Origin of the sequence: Brachybacterium halotolerans (assembly GCF_016623465.1) — a bacterium.
Lineage (GTDB): Bacteria > Actinomycetota > Actinomycetes > Actinomycetales > Dermabacteraceae > Brachybacterium > Brachybacterium halotolerans.
Window position 1 is genome coordinate 64,001 of record NZ_JAEDAJ010000011.1, and the last position, 21,574, is coordinate 85,574.

The following is a 21,574-nucleotide window of genomic DNA, read 5'->3' on the forward strand; positions in this document are numbered from 1 at the left end:
GAGAGCCCGATGACCCCTCCGCACGCCCCGCGCCTGACCCGAGACCTGCCCGCCGCGCTCGGCAGCCCCGCCACGGGCTCGACCGCGCGCACTGCCGACGGCCCGGCGCGGGTCGTCGTGGACCTCGACCTGCCGGGGCCGACGATCTCCCGCCACCTCTACGGCCACTTTGCCGAGCACCTGGGGCGCTGCATCTACGGCGGCTTCTTCGTCGGCGAGGACTCGGAGATCCCGCACGTGGGCGGGATCCGCGCGGACGTCGTCGAGGCGCTGCGCGCGCTGCGGATCCCCAACCTGCGCTGGCCCGGCGGCTGCTTCGCCGACGAATACCACTGGCGCGACGGCATCGGCCCCCGCGAGCAGCGCCCGCGCATGGTCAACTCCCACTGGGGCGACGTCGTCGAGGACAACTCCTTCGGGACCCACGAGTTCATGGACCTCGTCGAGATGCTCGGCGCCGAGGCGTACATCAGCGGGAACGTCGGCTCGGGCACGGTCGCCGAGATGAGCGAATGGGTCGAGTACCTGACCCGTGCCGACGACTCGCCGATGGCCGCGCTGCGCCGCAGCAACGGCAGGGACGAGCCCTGGCGGGTGCCGTTCTTCGGCATCGGCAACGAGTCCTGGGGATGCGGCGGGAACCTGCGCGCCGAGGACTACGTGGGGCTCGCCCGCCGGTACTCGACCTTCGTGCGCGACCACGGCGAGCACCGGATCACCCGCATCGCCGCCGGCGCGAACGTGGACGACTTCGCCTGGACCGAGGCGCTCATGCGCTCCGCGCCCGACGGCCGCGCGCCCTGGCAGGCCATCTCCCTGCACAACTACACGATGACCGGGCCCTGGGAGGCCAAGGGGTCGGCGACGGAGTTCTCCGAGCGCGAGTGGTACCTCGCCCTCTCCCGGGCGCTGCGCACGGAGGAGCTGGTCGCCCGGCACGCGCACATCATGGACCAGCACGATCCCGCGCAGCGCATCGCCCTCGTGCTCGATGAGTGGGGCACCTGGTGGGACGTCGAGCCCGGCACGGACCCCGGCTTCCTGCACCAGCAGAACACCGTGCGCGACGCCCTCGTCGCGGCCCTCCACTTCGACGGCTTCCACCGTCACGCCGACCGGCTGCGCATGGCGAACATCGCCCAGACCGTGAACGTCCTGCAGGCGATGGTGCTCACGGACCCCGCGACCGGCGCGCTCGTGCTCACCCCGAGCTACCACGTCTTCGCGATGAACGCGGACCACCAGGACGCGTCCGCGCTCGCCACCCACGTGGTCCTCCCGGAGGCGCCGGCCGAGGTCGACGGGCGCGCGCTGCCCCTGATGTCCGCCTCGGCCTCGGTGCGGACCGGGGAGCGCCACGAGCAGGCGGGCGACTCCGCGCTGATCTCCCTCACGAACCTCTCGGCGGACACGCCCCGCACCCTGCTCCTGGACCTGCGGGGCCGCCGCGTCGTCGGCCACCGGGCCGAGGTGCTGACGGGGGAGTCGACGGCGGCCCACAACACGCCGGAGCATCCGCGCGCCGTCGCACCGGCCGCGCTCACCACCGTCCGCGAGCACGAGAGGGGCCTGGAGCTCGAGCTCCCGCCGCACTCCTTCGCGACGGTCGCGCTGCAGCTCGCGGACTGAATCCCGGCACGGCACGCCCACGGCGCGGCACACCCACGGCGCGGCGCGCCCGCGGCACGCCCACGGCGCGGCGCGCCGTGCCACCTCGAACGGCGTGCCCCTCGGCCAGTGCGCTCGCCGAACGGGAGCGCGTGAAGGCCGGGCCGGAGTGCGCGAGCGTCGAGCCGGAGCCCGCCCCGGGGGTCCTCAACCAGATGGTTGACCGCGATGCCTGACGGGCGTACCGTCTTTCTCAACCCAGCGGTTGAAAAAGGGAGTGATGGACGACGACCAGCTGTCGAGGGCCTTCGCCGCCCTCGCCGACCCCACCCGGCGCGACCTGGTCTCCCGGCTCGCCCTCGGTGACGCCGCCGTCGGCGACCTCGCCGCCCCCTACGACATGTCACTGCAGGCCGTCAGCAAGCACATCGCGGTCCTCGAGAGAGCGGGTCTGGTGACCCGCAGCCGCGACGCGCAGCGCCGCCCCGTCCGCCTCGACGCCGAGGTCCTGGGCGAGCTGACCGGATGGATCGACCGGCACCGACGCGCGGCCGAAGCGCGCATGTCCCGCCTCGAGGACGTGCTGGCCGATCCCGAGACCGCCCCGCCCGCCACCCCGACGCATGCACCCTCCGAGGAGGGCCAGCCATGAGCACCGGCGCACCCCTGACCACCGCACGCATCAGCGCCGACCCCGACCTGCCCGTCGTGCGCATCGAGCGCGACTTCCACGCATCGCCCCAGCAGGTGCTGCGCGCCCACACCGACCCCGAGCTCTTCGCCCGCTGGATCGGCCCGCACGACCTCACCACCCGCATCACCCGCTGGGACGCCACCACCGGCGGCGCCTGGGCCTACGCGGCCTTCCGCACAGACGACCCCGAGGGGGAGTCGTACTCCTTCCACGGCAGCTTCCACGACGTGCTCCCCGACCGCATCGTCCAGACCTTCACCTACGACGCCTGGCCCGAGGCCGTGACCCTGGAGACCGTCCGCGTTGAGGACCTCGGCAACGGCCGCACCCGCCTGCACGGATGCTCGCTCTACGACTCCTTCGCCTCCCGCGAGCAGATGCTCGCGAGCGACATGGAGAGAGGCGTGCAGCAGGGGTACGAGGCCCTCGACGCGCTCCTGGCCGAGCGGGGCGAGCAGCGATGACCGCGCCCCTCCCGCAGCTCCCGCCCGCCGAGAAGTACCGGGCCATCTCCGACCGCTTCACCGCGACCGTGAGCGGCACGGCCGACTGGGACGCGCCCACGCCCGTGGTCGAGTGGAGGGCGCGCGACGTCGTCGACCACCTGGTGACCTGGCTGCCCGCGGTCATCGAGGACGGCTCCGACGTGCGCTTCGCGCCGGGGTCGTCGGCCGAGGAGGACCCGGTCGGTGCCTGGACGCACCTCGACGAGCAGATCCGCAGGATCCTCGCCGCCCCCGAGGTCTCCGCGCGCCCCCACGCGAATCGCCACACGGGGCAGGACCGTGCGGTCGGCGCCGTGATCGACGAGATCTTCACCGGGGACGTCTTCTTCCACACCTGGGACCTCGCGCGGTCGAGCGGCCAGGACGACCGCCTCGATCCCGACATGGTCCACGAGGCGCTCACCGGCATGAGCGCCATGGAGGAGTACCTGCGGCCGACGGGCCAGTTCGGGCAGCAGCAGCCCGTCCCGAAGGGCGCGAGCGAGCAGGAGCGGCTGTTCGCCTTCCTCGGCCGCGACCCGCGCTGGGCGTCGCCGGGCTCAGGGCACGGCCGGCTCGGCCTCGGGAGCTGACTGCGGCGTGGGGGTGCGCGACGACGGACGGCGCGAGATGCACAGCGTAACGCCGGCGGCCGCGAGTCCCGCGACCGCGCCCATCGCGAAGCACAGGCGGAAGGCGTCGAGCGTGGGGATCGCGGTGCCGCCCAGCGGCATCGTGACCGAGGTGAGCACGATCGCCATCACCGCCCCGGCGCTCGTGGTGCCCATCGAGCGCATGAGCGAGTTCAGGCCGACGCCCGCGCCGGCCTCCGCCTCGGGTGCGTTCTCCATGATCAGCGTGGGCATGGCCGCGTAGGCGATGCCCACGCCGGCGGAGGACACGCAGGACGCGAGCATGAGCTGCCACGGCGCACCGGTGAGGAAGAACGCGTGCACGTAGCCGGAGGCGAGCACGATCATGCCGATCGCGAGCGTGATGCGCCCGCCCAGGCGGTCCAGCATGCGGCTCGAGATCGGGGTGAAGGCGAGCATCATCAGGCCCGCCGGCGCCATCCAGAGTCCCGCCTGCAGCATCGTCTGGTGCAGGCCGTAGCCGGTCGCGTCCGGCGCCTGGAGCAGCTGGGGCATCACGATCGACTGCGCCATCATCCCGAATCCGGCGAGCACCGCCGCGATGTTCGTGAGCAGGATCGGCCGACGGGCGGTGGTGCGCAGGTCCACCAGCGGGCTGGGGCGACGCAGCTCGAAGCGGCCCCAGAGGAGCAGGACCAGCAGGCCTCCGAGGATGGTGCCGAGGGTCGCCGGGCTCGTCCATCCCCAGCTGCTGCCCTTGGACACGCCCACCAGCACTCCGACGACGCCGACCGCCATGCCGAGCGCGCCGAGCACGTCGAGGCGACCGGAGGCCGCGGCGGGCCGGTGGGGGAGCGCCGCTGCGGTCGCGAGCACCATGATGGCGGCGAGGCCGCTGGCCACCCAGAAGAGCGCGTGCCAGTCGTAGGACTGGGCGATCCAGGCCGAGATCGGAAGGCCCAGGGCGCCTCCGACGCCGAGCGTGGCGCTGATGCCGGCCACGGCCGCATTGCGCAGGTGCCTGGGCATCACCTCGCGGGCGAAGCTGATGGTGACGGGGATGTAGCCCATCGCCAGCCCCTGGAGCACGCGCCCCACGAGGACCGGGGCGAGGGAGTCGCCGAGCGCGCAGATCAGCGAGCCGATGAGCAGGAGGACGGCGGAGCCGAGGAGCACGGGCTTGCGGCCCTTGAGATCGGCGAGCCGTCCCGAGACGGGCATGGCGACGCCGCCGGCGAGCAGCGTCGCGGTGACGACCCACGCCGCGTTGGAGGCGGAGGTGTCGAGCATGGTGGGCAGCTCGGGCTGGATCGGGATCACGAGCGACTGCATGAGCGAGGCGCTGAGGCTCGAGAAGCCCGCCACGGCGAGGATCAGCGCCGGGCGACGGGTGGCGGCACGTGGTGTCGCGGCGTCGGGTGTCGAGGTCATCGGGGCCTTCCGGAGAGCGCAAGCAGAGCGATATGTAAGTTACACAAGCAACGCTATGTAGACTACACACTGCGCGCCGGGAAGCCCATCCCGGGTGACGAGAGGAACGAGATGACGGCGAACGAGAGCGGCGATCCGAGAGCGGACGTCGAGAGCGGCAGGCGTCTGGCCGGGCAGTACGCGAGGCTCGAGCGCTTCCGCCGCAGCCATCAGCAGAACATGCGGCTGGGGACCGCCGACCTGCGGATCCTCTGGCTGTTCACGGACGGGTCGCCGCGCACGCTCAAGGAGATCGCCCGCGAGCTCGGTCTCGAGCAGTCGACGGTCAACCGTCAGGTGAATGCGGCCGTGGCCGACGGGCTCCTCGAGAAGACGCGCCCCACGGCGGGCTCCGCCTTCCACGTCGTGAGCACGGAGGCCGGCAGGGGCGCCTTCGAGAAGGACGTCGCCATCTCCCTCCAGGGCTACGAGGCGGCCCTGCGCACCCTGGGGGAGGCCGACTCCTCGCAGCTCCTGGAGCTCCTCGAGCGATTCGTCGAGGCCTACGGATCTCTCGCCCCGGGGGACGACGCCTCCTGATCTGCTCCGGTGCAGCACCCGGAGTCCCAGCTGGTGGACATCACCTGCGAATTCCCCACGTGAGAACAGAACGCGCCTAGGCTCGGGGAATGTTCTCGAACCTCTCCGCCGGAGCACTCGGCCTGGACCTCGACCTGCCCACCGCCGTCGACCTCGCTGCGAAGCACGGCTTCGGCGGCGTCGACCCCGACCTCGGACACTTCCGCTCGCTGGGCAGCACCGCAGCCGTCCGCGAGTTCGCCGACTCCGTGCGCGAGCGCGGACTGGAATGGGGCATGACGGGGCTGCCCGTGCCGCTCGATGCGCCGGCCGAGGAGTTCCGCCGCGCCCTCGTCGATCTCCCGCAGAGCCTGGACCTGCTGACCGCCGCCGGCGTCACCCGCGTGGGCACCTGGATGCGGCCGATGCACGACGAGCTCGACCACCGCCGCAACTGGCGGCTGCACGCCGGGCGCCTCGCGCTGGTCGCCGACCTGCTGGCCGACGCCGGCCTGCGCATCGGCCTCGAGTACATCGGGCCCAAGACCTTCTGGTCCACCGAGCGCTTCCCCTTCATCCACTCGCTGCGCGAGGCCCGCGAGCTGATCGCCGATTCGGGTGCCGACAACGTGGGCCTCATCCTCGACAGCTACCACTGGTACACCGCCGGCGAGGACGTGTCGGACCTCGAGGGCCTCACCGACGCCGACATCGTCTCGGTCGACATCAACGACGCCCGCGACGACCGCGAGCGCGACGAGCAGCAGGACCTCGACCGACGCCTGCCCTTCGCGACCGGCGTCATCGACGTCCCCGGCTTCATGGGCGCCGTGCGCGCGGCCGACTACTCGGGCCCCGTGAAGATCGAGCCGTTCATGAAGGAGCTCGCCGAGCGCCCCGTCGACGAGGTGCTCGAGCAGATCTCGGGCCTCCTGGACCGCGCGATCGCGGGGGAGTGAGCCCCGAGCGCGAGCGGACGCGGGGCCCTTCCTCCCGTCGGCCTCAGCCGTCGGCGCGAAGGCCCGTGCCGTACTCGTTCCCAGGATCGGCGGTCGCGACGGCGAGGGTGGTGTCGGACTGTCCGTAGTAGGCGAACCAGCGGTCGTGGAACTTCACGAGTCCTTCGACGAAGGTGACGTTGGAGACCAGGCCGTGGGTGTCCTCGTAGGTCTGCGGGCGCAGCCAGGGCTCCTGGAGGCGGGCGAGGACCGTGGTCGGCTGGGCGGGGTCGATGACGATCTGTCCGCAGCGGTAGTCGACGCCGGTGGTGCCGTCCTCGTGGACGATGCGGGTGGCGCCGTTGGTCAGCATGAGCAGCAGTCCGGTGTCGGTGAGGACGGGGGAGGTGCCGATCTCCACGAGGGCTTCGTCGAAGGTGCCCGGGGTGGGGGAGTACATGGGTTCGGTGTCGGGTGTGCCGGGTGTCCAGTGGATGAGGTCGTCGCTGGTGGCCCAGTAGATCGCTCCCTCTCCGAAGTACATCCACCACTGGCCGTGGATCTGCTGGGGGACGATCACGCCGGCCTTCGACCAGTTCCGCTTGCCGTTGTCGCTGACCGCGGCGAAGGTGTTGAAGTCCTCGAAGAGTGGTCCGTGCTTGGTCCAGGTGCGCAGGTCCGGTGAGGTCGCCAGGCACAGCTGGGCGGTCTCGCGGTCCCAGCCCGTGTAGGTCAGGTAGTAGGTGCCCTCGATGCAGGCGATGCGGGGGTCCTCGCAGCCGTACCGCTCGTAGTCGTGCTCGGGGGACAGGATCGGGGCGTCCTCGCGCTCGAAGTGGTACCCGTCGTCGCTGAAGGCGATGCCGATGTGGGAGACGATGTCTTCGGCGTGGGCGCGGTAGAGGAGCACGACCCGGTCGTCGACGACGAGCGCTGCGGGGTTGTAGAGGTTCGCCGATTCCCAGGAGTCGCCCTTGGGTCGCAGGATCGGGTTGTGCTCGTAAGGGGTGAACGGCCCCAGGGGGAAGCGTGCATCGCCGAAGAGGCTGACGGTGGTCATGGTTGTCCTTCGCGGTTCGGGGGTGTGGTGAGGGGGCTGTGGTGTGCCTGCACCGGTCGTCATGGAGACCGGAGCGGTTCGTGAGGGTCTGCCGCCGGGTCGGATGCGCGCATCGAGCAGTGAGGGCATCACCCCTTGATGCCGGCTCCGATGTCGGATGCCGTGAAGTAGCGCTGGAACAGGCAGAACAGGATCACCACGGGGAAGGCGAGCGTGCAGGCACCGGCGAGGATCGCGCCGTTGGGGTTCGCGACCGTCCCGGCGACGTTGTTGATGTAGTTGGCGAGCGCCACGGCGAGCGGCTGCATCGAGGACTCCTTGGTGATGAGGAACGGCCAGAGGAACTCGTTCCACGGGCCGATGAAGGTGATCAGCACGACCGTCGCGATGGCAGGGCGGACCATGGGGATCGCGATGGACCACAGCACGCGCAGCTCGCTCGCGCCGTCGATGCGAGCGGCCTCGAAGATCGACTCCGGCAGGCTTCGGAAGAACTGGCGGAAGATGAACACCGCCGTGGTGTTGATGAGCGAGGGCAGGATCATCCCTGCATAGGTGTCGCCGAGCCCGTAATTCCCGGCGATCTGCACGTAGAGCGGGATCATCAGCAGCTGGAAGGGCACCATCTGGACGCCCAGCATGATCACGAACAGCGCGCCGCGGCCCCGCCAGCGGAGCCTGGCGAGGGCGTACCCGGCGGACAGTCCGAACACGAGGGTTCCCGCGAGGACGCCGGCGGTGAAGACGAGCGAGTTCACGAGTGCCCGCAGCAGCCCGAGGCGCTCATTGATGGTCGTGAAGTTCTCGAGCGTCCACCCGCCCCGGGGAGCCAGTGCCGACAGGCTCGTCGTCGGGTCCTCCTGGAACGCCCCGATCGCCATGAAGTAGAAGGGGAAGATGAAGACCAGCGCGATGACGGCGAGCACCGCGTACACGGCTCCCCGCGAGGCGCGCTTGCGGTGCGCGTGGTCCGGGGCGTTCCCGGCGGTCGACCGATCGACGGACATCTCAGTCCTCCTTCGTCAGGCGGGTCGATATCAGTGACAGCAGGCCGACGAGGATCACGAGGATCACGCCGATCGCCGAGGCGAGGTCCGGGTTCCCCTGCTGGATCCCCTTCTGGTAGATCAGCAGGACGGGCGAGGCCGAGGCCCCGTCGGGCCCACCGCCGTTGGTGAGCAGATAGGGCTCGGTGAACAGGTTCGAGCCGGTGATGATGGCGAGGATCAGCACGAGCAGGGTCGTGGAGCGGACCCCCGGGACGGTGATGTGCAGGAAGCGCTTCGCCGCCCCGGCGCCGTCGACCTGCGCGGACTCGTAGAGCTCCTTGGGGACGTTCTGCAGGGCGGCCAGGTACAGCAGGACGTAGAACCCGAGCTGCTTCCAGGTCACGAACAGGGCGATGGAGGGCATCGCCAAGTGGGAGTTCACGAGCCATGACGGATCAGGGGCCAGCGGACCGAGGATCGAGTTGACCAGCCCGTCCTGCGAGAACATCAGCATCCAGACGCCGATCAGGGACACGCTCGCCGTCACGTAGGGGACGTAGAAGGCGACCCGGAAGGCCGCTGTCCAGCGCGTCAGCGAGTTCAGCGCCGAGGCGAGCACCATCGAGAGGATCACCGTCAGCGGGACGTTGATGATCAGGAACACCGCGATGTTCGCGAAGGAGCCGAGAACGCGCGGATCGCTGAGCACGGCGCGGTAGTTCGCGAGCCCCACGAACGGGTGGTCGGCGTGGACGCCGGGGGCCGTGAACACGTAGTCGAAGAACGAGATGTAGACGGCATAGCCCAGCGGGTACGCCATCACCACCGCCAGGAAGACGATGTAGGGGAGGGACATGCCGAGCCCCAGCGGCTGTGTGCCGAGAAGGCGTCGCCACCACGGGTCGCGGGCGGAGGTGCGGGCGCGAGGCGCCGCGAGAGCGGAGGGAGTCGTCATCGTCATCACTCCTTGATCAGGGCGTCGATCTGGTGGGCGACGTCCGAGAGACCCTGCTCGACGGAGTCGGTCCCGAAGATCACCGCCCCGGAGTACGCGTCGCGGAACCGCTGCCAGATCTCGATCCCACCGGAGACGTACGGGACGTCGGCCACGCGGTCCGCCTGGTCGGCGAAGCTCGTGTAGTCGGGGTTCTTCGCGAAGTAGTCCGGGTACACGGAAGCGAGGTCCTGGCGCAGAGGCATCTGCCCCGTCAGCTCGAGCAGCTTCCCGTCCCACTCCTCGCCGGTCGCGAAGGCCAGGAAATCCCAGGCGGTGAGCCGGTTCCGGCTCGTCGAGCACAGCGAGACGTTCTTCGAGTCGGCGAAGGTGATGGTCTTCCCGGCGGGGATGCCCTCGGCCGTGGGGACGGGCATGAAGCCGTAGTCGATCGCATCCTTGTAGGTCGCGATCGCGTAGGGGCCCGCCAGCTGCATCGCGGTGGCGCCCGTGGTCATGGCGTCATCGGTCGACTGCTCGCGCGGGGCCAGCTCCTCGTCGTACATGGACCGCCACATGCGGGCGACGGCCAGGCCGTCGGGTGAGTCGAAGGTCGGCGAACCGTTCTCGATGAGCCGGGTCCCGCCGGTCTGGGCGAGGTAGAGCGGGTAGAAGTCGGACCAGGGCTGATAGAAGTCGCTCGTCGGCGACGGCCAGATCGCGGATCCTGCAGCCCCGGAGGAGACGATCTGACGGGAGGCGTCGAGGAGCTTGTCGAAGGTGTCCAGGTCCGGTGTCTCCGCGTCGAGGCCGGCATCGGCGAAGATCTTCCGGTTGTACATGAGCATGACGGGGTTGGACTTCCACGGCAGCTGGTAGTAGCCGCCCTTCCCCTCGTCCTCGGCATAGTTCCGGGCGCGCGTGCCGCCGCGCTCCTCGATGTGGCGGCGGCCGCCCTCGAAAGTCGTCAGGTCGACGAGACCGCCCGCACGCATCCAGTCCGGGAGAGCAGCGGGAGAGATGTTGAAGATGAGGTCAGGGGTGGTTCCCGCGACGATCGCCGCGGTGATCGCCTCCTCGGAGCTCGAACCGGCCGGGATCTCCTGCAACGTGACCGGTTCGTGCTCGTGCTCGGCGTTCCACGCCTCGCTCACCGCCTTGCCCCAGGCGAGCTCCTGCTCATTGGTGGAGACCCAGATGCTGATCGGACCGCGCGAGGTCGCGGCCTCCTGGGAGTCCACGGCGCTGCGTCCGCACGCCGCGAGGGCGAGCGGAAGAGCGAGCGCTGCGGTGCCGAGAGTGCGGCGGGTGAGGGTCCTCATCGATCTCCTCAGGGACAGTCGGCTCCATGGGCCGAGGGGTGGGCGCGCACGGCTCGGGTGCGCGCGGTGGGTCAGACGGTGGACGGGGGTGCGAGGCTTCCTCGGCGCACGACGCGATTGCCTTCGACTTCCACGCACTGCGGGGCCGCCCCGGTGAGGACGGCCAGAAGAGTGCGCGCCGCGGCCTCCCCACGGGCCTCTGCCCCGGTCGATACCGAGGTGAGTCCGGGGGAGAGGTGCGCAGAGAGCTCGGAGTCGTCGAACCCGGTGATCGAGAGGTCGTCGGGAACCCGCAGCCCGATGCTGCGGGCGTAGGAGAGGCCGGCGATCGCCATCACGTCGTTGGCGAAGACGATCGCCGTCGGGCGGTCGGGGAGCGTGATCGGCGCGGTTCCATCGGCCGTAGGGCACGGGGCCGCGGACCCGAGCAGCTGCTCGGCCGCCGACCGTCCCGAGGCTGCGGTGAAGTCGCCCTCGACGATCCGGGCCTCTTCCAGCCCGTGCCGACTCATCGCCGCCTCGAATGCACGGCGGCGAGTCGCCGCGTGGACGTAGCGCAGAGGGCCCGCGACATGGGCGATGCGCTCGTGGCCGGCGTGGACCAGAAGGTCGACGAGCTCATGGATGGCCGACGCGTCGTCGGTCCAGACCACGGGAAGATCCGAGCTCGTGTCCGTCCGGGGCTGCTCACCGGTGAGAACGACTGCGCTCAGTCCGAGGTCGCGCACGAGCTCGGGCCGGGTGTCGTCCTGTTCGACATCCAGCAGGATCACCCCGTCGACCCGTCCGGCTGCGAAGCGCTCGTAGACCGCGGCCTCGGCATCGGGGTCCCCGACGACGTGGAGCATGAGGCCCATTCCCGCCTCTGCCAGCACGGCCTCGCAGCCTGCGATGAAGCGGGAGAAGAAGGTGTCCGTGGCGATGACGTCGGGACGCCTGTTGAGCACCAGTCCGATGCTGCCGGTGCGGGAGGTCGCCAGGGCCCGGGCGCTCTGGCTGGGAGTCCAGCGCAGGTCCTCGGCCGCCGCGAAGATGCGTCGGCGCGTCTCTTCCGCGACCGGCCGGTTCCCCGAATACGCAAGGGAGACGGTCCCCTTGGACACACCCGCGACGCGCGCGACGTCACCGATGGTTGCTCGCGGCATCGGGCACCTCCTCGTGGAACGGCGGATTCGGCGATGGCGTCCTACGGCGGCGCGCATCGGAACGAACGGGCGCTATCAAACCGGTTTGCGCCCATGGTGTCAAGGTGCACGGCGCGATGCTGGCCGGCGTGCCCGAGGTCGTGCTCGATGCTCGCAGCGGTGGCTGCGGCTGTGGCCGGGGCTGTGTTCGTGCGGGTCTGCGGACCGTTCGTGGCGACGAATGGTCCGCAGACCCGCACGGATGACGTGGTGGGCGGGCGGCGGACGTGATGTGCGCGGTAGCGGGGCACGCCGCCCTCCGTCGCCGCCCGCGCGGCGAGACCATACCGAGACCTCCCGCCCCTTGTGATGCGCACCATGTGCAACGTTAGAATCGCCGCGACACCACCGGATGGAGGAGGACGACGACGTCCTGCCCGGTGGAGGCCCAGGGAGGTCACCATGACGCGACGGAGCGCACGGAACAGCGACGATCACTCGATGCGGGACGCGGGGCGGCTGCGGAGGGGCCCAGTGGACGGCGCCGGGATCTCCCGGGCGCCGCTCAGCCGGCGCAGCGCGCTCGGCCTCGCGGGCGCCTCCGCGATGGGCATCGGTCTCGCGGCCTGCGGCGGCAACACCGGAGGGCTGACCAAGGGCGGCGGCAGCGACGGCGGTGGCGGCGGGATCAGCCAGTGGTACCACCAGTACGGCGAGGACGGCACGCAGGACGCCGCGAAGAAGTACGCGGCGGCCTACGACAAGAACGACGTCACGGTGAACTGGGTGATGGGCGACTACGCCGCGAAGCTCTCCACGAGCCTGCTCTCGGGCAACGGCGTCGACGTGTTCGAGAACAACGCGATCGCCGTCGACCAGGCGAAGCAGGGGCGCTACGCCGACCTCTCCTCGATCATGGAGCCGGTCAAGGACCAGTTCAACCCGGCGTCGCTGAACACGGTGACGATCGACGGCAAGATCTGGGGCGTCCCGATGATCCTGGATCCCCAGCACTTCTACTACCGCAAGTCGATGTTCGAGAAGGCCGGCATCGAGGTCCCGAAGACCATGGACGACCTCGTGGATGCGGCCAAGGAGCTCACCGGGGGCAAGCAGAAGGGCCTGTTCCTGGGGAACAACTTCGATGCGACCTGCTGGACGATGATCTGGGCCGCAGGCGGCAGCCCGATGAACGAGGCGAGGGACGCCGTCGGCTACAACACGCCGGGCATGGTCGAGGGCCTCACGCAGATCCAGCAGATGAAGTCCGACAAGTCCCTGCTCACCGGGGCGCCCTCGGACTGGACCGACCCCGCGGCCTTCTCGACCGGGCTGTCGGCCATCACCTGGGGCGGATGCTGGGCGCTGCCGCAGCTCGAGGACGCGCTCGACGACGTCGGTGTCTTCCCCCATCCGGCCGTCGGCTCGGGCGGGAAGCAGGTCGCGATGGTCGGCTCGTGGAACGAGCAGGTCGCGGGCGCCTCGAAGAACATCGAGGCCGCCACCGCCTTCGTGAAGTGGCTGTGGATCGACCAGACGGACGACCAGACCGACTGGGCCCTGAGCTACGGGTTCCACATCCCGCCGATCACCTCGGTGGCCGACAAGGCCGAGGCCCTGAAGTCCGGCAACGGGCTCGAGATCGCGACCATGGCGAAGGAGATGGGCGTCTCCGGGCCGCCCGAGTGGACCGGTGCCGTGAACACGCCGTTCACCGACGCCATCAGCAACATCCTCAAGAAGGGGGCGGACCCGGAGGCGGAGCTGTCCGCGGCGGAGGAGGCCAGCAACAAGGCAGTCGCGAAGTGAGCACCGCGACCGCGGGCCGGTCCTCGCGCGCCGCGCAGGCGCGCTCGCGCGACAGCTCCCGCCCCACGCGCATCCGCGGGACCGGGATCGCGTTCTGGCTGTTCTTCACCCCGTTCGCCGTCGGCCTGCTGATCTTCACGATCATCCCGCTGCTGTGGGGCGGGGCGCTGAGCTTCTTCGAGGCGAAGGGCACCGTGCTGCCCACGCAGTTCGTGGGCCTGGGGAACTTCAAGGACTTCCTCACCGACACGGCGTTCCTGTACTCGCTGCGCACCTTCACGATCTTCGCGATCTTCATCGTGCCGGTGACCATGGCCACCTCCCTGTTCCTCGCGGTGCTGGTCAACGGCATCCCGCGCTTCCAGGCGTTCTACCGCTCCGTGTTCTTCCTGCCGACGGCCTGCAGCTACGTCGTCGCCTCGGTCGTGTGGCGGCTGGGGCTGTTCAACGGCCTGGACTCGGGCGTCGTGAACACGATGCTCTCGAGCATCGGGCTGGACCCGATCGCGGACTGGCTCTCGGCCTCCCCGTACTGGTGGGTCGTGCTGATCTCCGTGCGCCTGTGGATGCAGGTCGGGTTCTACATGCTGCTGTTCCTCGCGGGCCTGCAGGCGATCCCGTCCCAGCTCTACGAGGCGGCGGCGGTCGACGGCCTGAACCCCGGCGGCTGGCGCATGTTCCGCATGATCACGCTGCCCCAGCTGCGCACGACATCGACCGCGGTGCTGCTCCTGCTGCTCATCGCGGCGTTCCAGGCGTTCGACGAGTTCTACAACCTCACCGGCAACAACCCGGAGACCCGCCCGCCGCTCGTCTACCTCTACAACATCGCGCTCGGGCCCGAGCAGGACTTCGGGCACGGCAGCGCGGGCGCCCTCGTGCTCACCGCGATCATGGTCGTCGCCGGCCTCCTGCAGACCTGGATCATCGGCTTCGACAGCAACGACGACGCCCGTCGGCGCCGTCTGCCGTGGCGTCGACGCGGGCCCGTCGGTGCCGTCGGCGCCGGAGCCGGCGCGGGAGTGGGGGCGACGGTCACCGCGGATCTCGCGGGCACCGGCGCGCCCCCGGGCCCGTCGGCCGACGCCCCCTCAGACCCGTCGGCCGACGGGGGCCATCCCGCCGCCGCGGCGGCACCGGAGATCATCCGACCCGACGGAGGAGACCGCTCATGAGCACCCTGACGATGGCCGGGTACCGGCGCCGCCGCGGCGGACTGATCGTGCGCTACGTGATCGCATCGCTGCTCGCACTGGTGTTCCTGGTGCCGTTCTACGCGATGGTGAAGACGGCGCTGTCCACGAACGACGAGATCTACTCGACGACCTTCACGTTCTGGCCCTCGGACCCGCAGTGGGCCAGGATCCCGGAGGTGCTGAGCGATCCGCGGTTCCTGGACGCGCTGAAGAACTCGGCGATCATGGCCGTGGTCGCCACGAGCCTGTCGATCCTCATCGCCGCGCTCGCCGGCTACGCCCTCGCGCGCATCCCCAACCGGTTCGCCAGGCCCATGTTCATGATGGTCGTCATCGTGCTGCTGATCCCCGGCACCACGGCGTTCGTCCCGAACTTCATCATCGTGGCCTCGCTGGGGTGGATCGGCACGCTGCGCGGCCTGATCATCCCGGGCCTGTTCGGCGCGTTCAACGTGTTCCTCTTCCGCCAGTTCTACGTGAACTTCCCGAAGGAGGTCGAGGAGGCGGCGCACATCGACGGCGCCGGCTACTTCCGCACGTTCTTCCAGGTCATCTTCCCGAACACGCTGCCCTTCGCCTCGGCGCTGACCGTGCTGGGTCTCATCGGCTCGTGGAACGCCTTCCTGTGGCCGCTGGTGGTCGCCGGATCGGGGCAGAGCGCGAACACGGTCCAGATCTACCTGTCGTCCTTCCTCACCGCCCAGACCTTCGACTACGGGGGGCTGTTCATGGCGGCGACGCTCAGCCTAATCCCGGTGCTCGCGATCTTCTTCTTCCTCCAGCGCTATCTGGTGGCCGGCATCGCGGCGACGGGGCTCAAGGGATGAGCGCGCCCGCCTACGGGCATCCGCTCCCGGACCCGGACGTGGTGCGGACGGACGACGGCTGGATCGCGTTCGGCACGGGGCCGCGCACGGCGGACGGCCGTGCGGTCCCGGCCGCGGTCTCGCCCGATCTGCGCACCTGGGAGGCCATCGGCGAGGTGCTCGAGGCGCTTCCCGAGGAGGCCGGCGAGTCCTACTGGGCGCCCGAGGTCTGCGAGCGCGACGGCGCCTGGTGGATGTACTACTCGGTGGGCCACGGCGATCGCGGGCACCATCTGCGGGTAGCCCGCGCCGGGACCCCGCGCGGGCCCTTCCGTGACCAGGGCGTCGACCTCACCCCGGGGGAGCTCTTCGCGATCGACGCGTCCCCCTTCCGGGCGGCCGACGGGAGCTGGTGGCTGTTCTTCGCGCGGGACGTGCTGGACGCCGAGCGCGTGGGCACGCACCTCGCGGTCGCGCCGCTGCCCGAGCCGACGCGGATCGGGGAGATCGTCCCGGTGCTCGCCCCGGATGCCGACTGGCAGATCTTCGCGCGCGACCGTCCGATGCACGGCGGCGTCCACGACTGGCACACGCTCGAGGGAGCCCATGTGCTCGAGCGCGAGGGCGTGCTCTTCCTCAGCTACTCGGGCGGCTCCTACCAGGGGGCCGGGTACCGGACGGCCTGGGCGTGGGCCCGCCATCCCGCCGGACCGTGGCACCGGCCGGCCGACGGCGAGGACATCCTGCTGGCCACCGACGAGACCACGGGGCTCATCGGACCGGGGCACAACTCGTTCACCACCGGGCCGGACGGAGAGGACGTGATCGCCTTCCACGCCTGGGACTCCGAGCGCACGGGGCGGTACATGCACCTGCGGCGCCTCGAGGTCGATCCGAGGGGGCCCGGCCTGCGCGTCGCCCGGCCCGCCCCGCGTCACCCGACCGGCCTCAGTCGGCGTCGCCGGACGACGCGGCGTGCCGCGCCCTGAGCGCTCCCGCGAGGCCCATGGCCACGCCGATCAGCAGCCAGATCCCGAGCACCGACAGGTCCTGGACCGGGTTGACCCAGCCGCCGCCGATCACGCCCCGGAAGGCGTCGATCGCGTGGGTCATCGGCAGGTACGGGTGGAAGAACCGCAGGAAGGCGGGGATCGTCTGCACGGGGTAGGTGCCCCCGCCGGCGGCGATCTGCAGAGCGATGAGGATGAGCCCCACGAACTTGCCGATCGGCCCGAACACGGCGCCGAAGCCGTGGTTCAGCGCGACGAACACCAGGGAGGTGAACGCCGCCAGCAGGTACATCCACCCCAGCTGCATGACCTCGATGCCGACGGCCAGGTGGAGGACCGCCACGGCCATCGCCGACTCGACGATGCCCAGGACGAAGGCCGGCAGCAGGCCGCCCACCAGCAGCTTCACGGCCCCGACGCCGCGCCGCGCGGCGCGCGCGGAGAACGGCGGCATCATGAGGAACATCGACATGCCGCCGACCCACAGGCCGATGCACAGGAACAGCGGGGTGAGGCCCTCGCCGAAGCGGCCCACGTCGTTCGAGCGCTCGAAGTTCATGCCCACCGGGTCGCTCGCGACGTCGTCGAGGTTCTCGCGCTCGGCGTCGCTGTAGTTGGGCACCTGGTCCTGGGCGTCGACGAGCCCGCTGTGGAGCTGGTCCGCGCCGTCGACGAGCTGCACGGCGCCGTCGTCGAGCCGGTGCGCGCCGTCGGCGAGCTGCGCGGAGCCATCGGCCGCCTGCTGCGCGCCGTCGTCGAGCTGGACGGAGGAGGAGGCCAGCTGCTGCGCGCCGTCGTCGACGCGGGTGGCGCCGTCGTGCAGGTCCGACGCGCCCTGCGCCGCGGAGCCGGACGCATCGGCGAGCTGTGAGGAGCCGCTGGTGAGCGCCGAGCTGCCCGCGGCGAGCCGGTCGGCGCCCGAGCGGGCGCTGGAGACGCCGTCGGTATAGCGGCCGAGCCCCGAGTCGAGCGACTGCGCGCCGCTGTTCAGGGTGCCCGTGGACCCGGCGAGCTGGTCGGCGCCGTCGGCGACCTGCTGGGCGCCGTCGTTCAGGCGGTGCACGTCGGCCGCGCCGGACTGCAGCTGGTCGTAGGCGCCGGGGAGGGCCTGGGCCGCATCGCGCGCCTGGTCGGCGAGGGCGTCGATGCGCTTCTTCGCCTCCGTCGTGTCGGTGCCCTGGGCGGCGGTGCGGGCGTCGTCGATCGCATCGGCGACGTCCGCGATGTCCTGCGCCTGCTCCTTCGCGGGGGTGCGCAGGGCGTCCATGGCGTCGCCCGCCGTCGCGGCCCGGTCCTGGATGTCGTCCAGGCGCGTCGCGAGGTCGTCGGCGGCCGTGGTGACGTCGTCCCCGAGCGAGTCGAGGTTCGCCGCGGCATCCTTCGCCGCGGCGGTGGCGTCGGCGGCCGCGGCGGCATCGTCGGATGCAGCGCTCGCCGAGTCCCGCAGGCCCTTCGAGTCCGCCGACAGGGCGTCGAGCTGCTCGCAGATCTGCGCGTCGGCACTGGCGTTCGCATCCGAGCTGCCGTCCGAGGCGTCGCCGGACGCATCGGTCGAGGATCCGCCGGAGCCGTCGCCCGCGCCGCTGTCGGAGGAGGTGCATGCCTCGGCGATCGCGTCGAGGCGCTTCGTGTAGTCGTCCACGGAGGAGGAGACGTCGCTCGAGGAGGTCTTCGAGGTCTGCGCCGCGTCGGCGGCGTCGCTCGTCTCTCCCGGGAGGCCGGCCGCGCCCTGCACGCCGTCCAGGGCGCCGCGCACCGTGGTGAGGTCCGAGCTCGCGGCCGAGACGTCGTCGCCGAGGTCGGTCACGGCGGTGTCCGCTGTCTTCGCCTTCTCGGCGAGATCGTCCGCCTTCTTCCGGAGGGCGCCGACGTCGTGCGAGGGGTCGTCGAGCGCGTCGACGAGGTCATCGGCCGCTTCCGAGAGGTCGTCGATCGCCGAGGTCGCATTCTTGGAGGCCTGGTCGACGGAGTCGGAGTCGATGCCGAGGTCGTCGGCCTTCTTCTGCGCGTCGGTGACGGCCTTGTCGAGGGCGGCGGTGCCGTCGGCGACCTGGCGGGCCCCGTCGGCCAGGTCGGAGGCACCCCCGTCGAGCTTCGAGGTGCCGTCGGCGAGCTTCGAGGAGCCGTCGCGCAGGGTCGAGCTGCTGCCGTCGAGCGTGGTGAGGCCCTTGTCCAGGGTGTTCGCGCCGCTGCTCAGCGTCACGGTGCCGTCGTGCAGCTCGACCGCGCCGCTGCGCAGCTGGGTGAGGCCGACGGCGAGGGTGCCGCTGCCGTCGACGAGCTGGCCCGTGCCGTCGGCCAGCTGCGAGGTGCCGTCGACGAGCTGCCCGGTGCCGTCCGCGAGCTGCGAGGTGCCGTCCTCGAGGTCGTCGGCCCCGTCGGAGAGGTCGGAGATGCCGTCCTCGAGGTCGCCCGCGCCCTTCTTCAGGTCGCCCGAGCCGTCGACCGCGTCGCCCAACCCGTCGTGGATCGAGGAGAAGCCCACGTAGATCTGGTCGAGGTACTCGCTGGACAGGGCGCCCCGCAGCGAGTCGGTGAGGGCGGTGCCGATCGACTTCGTGAAGTTCCCGCTCACGTAGTTGATCGTGTCGTTCGTGCGGACGTCGATGAGCGTCTGCGCGGCCTTCTCGGGATCGTCCGAGAGCTTCGAGACGTTGGAGGAGAAGTCCTTCGGGATCACGACGGTCGCCCCGTAGGTGCCGTCGGCCAGGCCCTTCTGCGCCGTCTCGGCGTCGACCTCGACGAAGCGGTAGACGGTGGGCTTGTCCAGATCGGTGAGGGTGTCGGCGAACTCGTCGCCCGCGTCGAGGTGCTTCTTCTCGCCCGACGGGGTGGTCAGGTCGGAGCCGGTGTCCTCGTTCACCACGGCCGCGGTGATGCGGTCCAGGTGGTTGTTGGGGTCGGCGAAGGACCAGGTGAGATTGCCGGAGTAGATGATCGGCACGAGCGAGAGCCCGGTGATGAACAGGGCGGCGATGGGCTTCGCCCACTCATCGGGGAGCACGCTGCGCAGGGAGCGGAGGAGTCGCGCGGGGGCACTGGTCTGAGGCACGGGCACGACGATACTTCCGTGAACTCAATACGTCGATGTATCGAGTCGAGGTGTGGCGGAGTGAATAGAGGCGCGGCGCGCGGCCGTGTCCGGCCGAGGCAGGGGCTCAGGCGGCGGGGCCGGACCCGGCGCGGGCCTCGGCCTGCTCCTCGCCGATCTCCTCCGCGGGAGTCAGCGGGCGGTGCTCGCGCGGGATGGGGCGCAGGCCGCCGCGGGCGGCGGCGATCAGCAGGACGATCACGCCGAGCACGAAGAGGATGCCCATCGAGGCGAAGGCGAGCCGGTAGTCGTCCAGGCCCGGGCCGCCCGCGGGGGCGAGCAGGTCGAGCACGAGGCCCACGAGGAACACGGAGACGAGCCCCGCGCCGAAGCCGCCGATGTTCACGAACCCGACCGCGGTGCCCACCGACATCGGCTGCACGCCGGTGCGGGCGATGTCGAAGCCGAGGCCGCTGAGCGCGGCTCCGAGCGCGAGGGCGCAGGCGAGCGGCACCAGGGCCAGCACGGAGTGCTCGCCGGGCACGGCGAGGGTCACGGCCCACAGGGCGGCCATCAGCGTCACGCCCACCGCCAGCACGCGACCGCGGCGCAGGGGGAAGCGCCCCGAGAGCGTCCCGATCACGGGGCCGAGCGCCATGCCGATGAGGACCTGGATGGTCAGCAGCGTGGAGACCTGCCCCATCGGCAGATGATGCCCCGAGGACAGGAAGGGCACGCCCCACATGACCACGTACGTGTTCACCGCGAACAGGGTGATCCAGTGCGCGGCGAGACCCGCCCAGGCACCGGGCGAGGCGAGCACGTCCTTCAGCACCTGCAGGGGAGAGGAGGCGAGCACGGGGATCGCGCCGGTGGGGAGGCCGTCCCGGGGTTCGTCGCGCACCAGCAGCAGGCACCCCAGGCCCGCCACGAACACGAGCGCGGCGAGCAGCGAGAAGGCCGGGGACCAGCCCACATGGGCGAGGACCGCGAAGAAGGGGATCGCGGAGATCACCTGGCCGGACTGGCCGAGGACGCCCGTGAGCTGGGTGATCAGCGGGACGCGGCGGGCGGGGAACCAGGCGGCGGCCAGGCGGATCACGGAGATGAAGACGGCGGCGTCGCCCGCGCCGATGAGGACGCGGGCGGCGACGGCGAGGCCGAAGACGGTGCAGAACGCCATCCCGATCTGCCCGACGAGCATGAGCACGCTGCCGGCGACCAGCATCCGTCGCGCCCCGAAGCGATCCAGCAGCAGACCGGCGGGGAACTGCGCGGCCGCGTACGTGCCCAGCTGCACCATGCCGAACAGGGACAGGGCGGCCGAGCCGACAGAGAAGCGGTCGGCGGCCTGGACGCTCGCGACGCCGAAGCTCGTGCGGCCGGCGACGGTGACGATGTACGCGAACATCGCGATGCCCCACAGGAACAGGGCGCGTCGGCCGCGGCGGGCGGCCTGGACGCGGGGGTCGATCGCGGCGCGGCGGACGCGGGCGGCACGGGCGCGCTCGCGCGCCGTCCGCTCGGGAGCGCAGCACTCGAGCGAGGAGGCGGACTCGGGGGTGCGGGCGCCCGGGGACGTCCGCGCGCTCTGCGAGTCGGTGGCGGTGGACGGAGCCGGGCCGGACATGGAGGAGCACCTGTTCTGCATGGGGAGGCCGGCGTCCTTGCCGTGGGGGACTCCTTCAGGCTACGCCGGGCCTGCCGGGGCGCATCGCGCGATGAGACGGGGCCGACGACGGGCGGCCGCGGTGATTCGTCACAATCGCCCGGAGCTCGCCCACGACGCCGGGATTCTCACAACGGCCGCGATCCGCGCCGACGGTACCCTGAGGGATCAGACCCGGTCCGTGCGTCGTGCCGCACGTCCTGCCGCGGAGCCCCATCGGTCTCGCGCGGGGCTCCGGAGCACGACGGATCCGCGCGAGACGCCTCGCGCCGTCGGCCCGGGTCGCTCCGTCCACGCACCGCTTCCGAGAGGGTCCC

General features: G+C 71.1%; 18 protein-coding genes. 10 read left to right on the plus strand and 8 right to left on the minus strand.

The annotated features are described in order from the left end of the window. Positions 1–9: 9 nt before the first annotated feature. From I8D64_RS14610 to I8D64_RS14625, 4 genes are all read left to right on the plus strand, one after another. Positions 10–1,629, plus strand: a complete 1,620-nt coding sequence (locus I8D64_RS14610) for an alpha-N-arabinofuranosidase (protein WP_200503532.1) — start codon at positions 10–12, stop codon at positions 1,627–1,629. Between the two features lie 259 nt (positions 1,630–1,888). Continuing rightward, positions 1,889–2,260, plus strand: a complete 372-nt coding sequence (locus tag I8D64_RS14615; protein WP_200503533.1) for an ArsR/SmtB family transcription factor — start codon at positions 1,889–1,891, stop codon at positions 2,258–2,260. Then, positions 2,257–2,766 carry an SRPBCC domain-containing protein gene (locus tag I8D64_RS14620; RefSeq protein ID WP_200503534.1) on the plus strand — a complete coding sequence of 170 codons (510 nt, stop codon included), beginning with the start codon at positions 2,257–2,259 and terminating at the stop codon, positions 2,764–2,766. Before I8D64_RS14615 ends, I8D64_RS14620 begins: the two co-directional genes overlap by 4 nt. Continuing rightward, positions 2,763–3,380 (plus strand): TIGR03086 family metal-binding protein, encoded by a 618-nt coding sequence (locus tag I8D64_RS14625; RefSeq protein WP_200503535.1) that lies wholly within the window; start codon positions 2,763–2,765, stop codon positions 3,378–3,380. Before I8D64_RS14620 ends, I8D64_RS14625 begins: the two co-directional genes overlap by 4 nt. Here I8D64_RS14625 and I8D64_RS14630 read toward each other — a convergent pair. Continuing rightward, positions 3,348–4,811 carry an MFS transporter gene (locus I8D64_RS14630; protein WP_200503536.1) on the minus strand — a complete coding sequence of 488 codons (1,464 nt, stop codon included), beginning with the start codon at positions 4,809–4,811 and terminating at the stop codon, positions 3,348–3,350. The two genes, I8D64_RS14625 and I8D64_RS14630, sit on opposite strands and share 33 nt — an antisense overlap. A gap of 111 nt (positions 4,812–4,922) precedes the next feature. On the opposite strand from I8D64_RS14630, the gene I8D64_RS14635 reads away from it, so the two are divergent. Both I8D64_RS14635 and I8D64_RS14640 read left to right on the plus strand, forming a co-directional pair. Beyond that, the gene (locus tag I8D64_RS14635; RefSeq protein WP_200503537.1) at positions 4,923–5,390 is read left to right on the plus strand and encodes a MarR family winged helix-turn-helix transcriptional regulator; all 468 of its coding nucleotides are present in this window, start codon (positions 4,923–4,925) and stop codon (positions 5,388–5,390) included. A gap of 89 nt (positions 5,391–5,479) precedes the next feature. Continuing rightward, positions 5,480–6,328, plus strand: coding sequence for a sugar phosphate isomerase/epimerase family protein (locus I8D64_RS14640; RefSeq protein WP_200503538.1), 849 nt, complete (start codon positions 5,480–5,482; stop codon positions 6,326–6,328). 43 nt (positions 6,329–6,371) lie between these two features. Here I8D64_RS14640 and I8D64_RS14645 read toward each other — a convergent pair whose 3' ends face one another. From I8D64_RS14645 to I8D64_RS14665, 5 genes are all read right to left on the minus strand, one after another. After that, positions 6,372–7,367, minus strand: coding sequence for a glycoside hydrolase family 130 protein (locus tag I8D64_RS14645; protein ID WP_200503539.1), 996 nt, complete (start codon positions 7,365–7,367; stop codon positions 6,372–6,374). A gap of 128 nt (positions 7,368–7,495) precedes the next feature. After that, on the minus strand, positions 7,496–8,374 hold the full coding sequence (locus tag I8D64_RS14650; protein WP_200503540.1) for a carbohydrate ABC transporter permease: 879 nt from the start codon (positions 8,372–8,374) through the stop codon (positions 7,496–7,498). Between the two features lies 1 nt (position 8,375). Next, complete coding sequence (locus I8D64_RS14655) at positions 8,376–9,311, minus strand: carbohydrate ABC transporter permease (protein WP_200503541.1); 936 nt, start codon at positions 9,309–9,311, stop codon at positions 8,376–8,378. Between the two features lie 5 nt (positions 9,312–9,316). Further along, positions 9,317–10,612, minus strand: coding sequence for an extracellular solute-binding protein (locus tag I8D64_RS14660; RefSeq protein ID WP_200503542.1), 1,296 nt, complete (start codon positions 10,610–10,612; stop codon positions 9,317–9,319). Between the two features lie 71 nt (positions 10,613–10,683). Continuing rightward, a complete protein-coding gene (locus I8D64_RS14665) occupies positions 10,684–11,757 on the minus strand; it encodes a LacI family DNA-binding transcriptional regulator (protein ID WP_200503543.1) in 1,074 nt (357 codons plus the stop codon). 513 nt (positions 11,758–12,270) lie between these two features. Here I8D64_RS14665 and I8D64_RS14670 point away from each other — a divergent pair. The 4 genes from I8D64_RS14670 to I8D64_RS14685 are packed head-to-tail and all read left to right on the plus strand — an operon-like array spanning position 12,271 to position 16,536. Beyond that, positions 12,271–13,545 carry an extracellular solute-binding protein gene (locus tag I8D64_RS14670; RefSeq protein WP_200503544.1) on the plus strand — a complete coding sequence of 425 codons (1,275 nt, stop codon included), beginning with the start codon at positions 12,271–12,273 and terminating at the stop codon, positions 13,543–13,545. Beyond that, positions 13,542–14,720: a carbohydrate ABC transporter permease gene (locus tag I8D64_RS14675; RefSeq protein ID WP_214651293.1), complete on the plus strand. Its 1,179-nt coding sequence runs from the start codon at positions 13,542–13,544 to the stop codon at positions 14,718–14,720. The genes I8D64_RS14670 and I8D64_RS14675 overlap by 4 nt, the downstream gene beginning before the upstream one ends. Next, positions 14,717–15,568 (plus strand): carbohydrate ABC transporter permease, encoded by an 852-nt coding sequence (locus I8D64_RS14680; protein ID WP_246483074.1) that lies wholly within the window; start codon positions 14,717–14,719, stop codon positions 15,566–15,568. The genes I8D64_RS14675 and I8D64_RS14680 overlap by 4 nt, the downstream gene beginning before the upstream one ends. After that, positions 15,565–16,536: a glycoside hydrolase family 43 protein gene (locus I8D64_RS14685; RefSeq protein WP_200503545.1), complete on the plus strand. Its 972-nt coding sequence runs from the start codon at positions 15,565–15,567 to the stop codon at positions 16,534–16,536. The genes I8D64_RS14680 and I8D64_RS14685 overlap by 4 nt, the downstream gene beginning before the upstream one ends. On the opposite strand, the gene I8D64_RS17680 is transcribed toward I8D64_RS14685, so the two are convergent. Together I8D64_RS17680 and I8D64_RS14695 are read right to left on the minus strand one after the other, a co-directional pair. Continuing rightward, a complete protein-coding gene (locus tag I8D64_RS17680; RefSeq protein WP_200503546.1) occupies positions 16,496–19,609 on the minus strand; it encodes a YhgE/Pip family protein in 3,114 nt (1,037 codons plus the stop codon). The two genes, I8D64_RS14685 and I8D64_RS17680, sit on opposite strands and share 41 nt — an antisense overlap. Positions 19,610–19,715: 106 nt before the next feature. After that, positions 19,716–21,218, minus strand: a complete 1,503-nt coding sequence (locus I8D64_RS14695) for an MFS transporter (RefSeq protein ID WP_200503547.1) — start codon at positions 21,216–21,218, stop codon at positions 19,716–19,718. Positions 21,219–21,574: the final 356 nt, after the last annotated feature.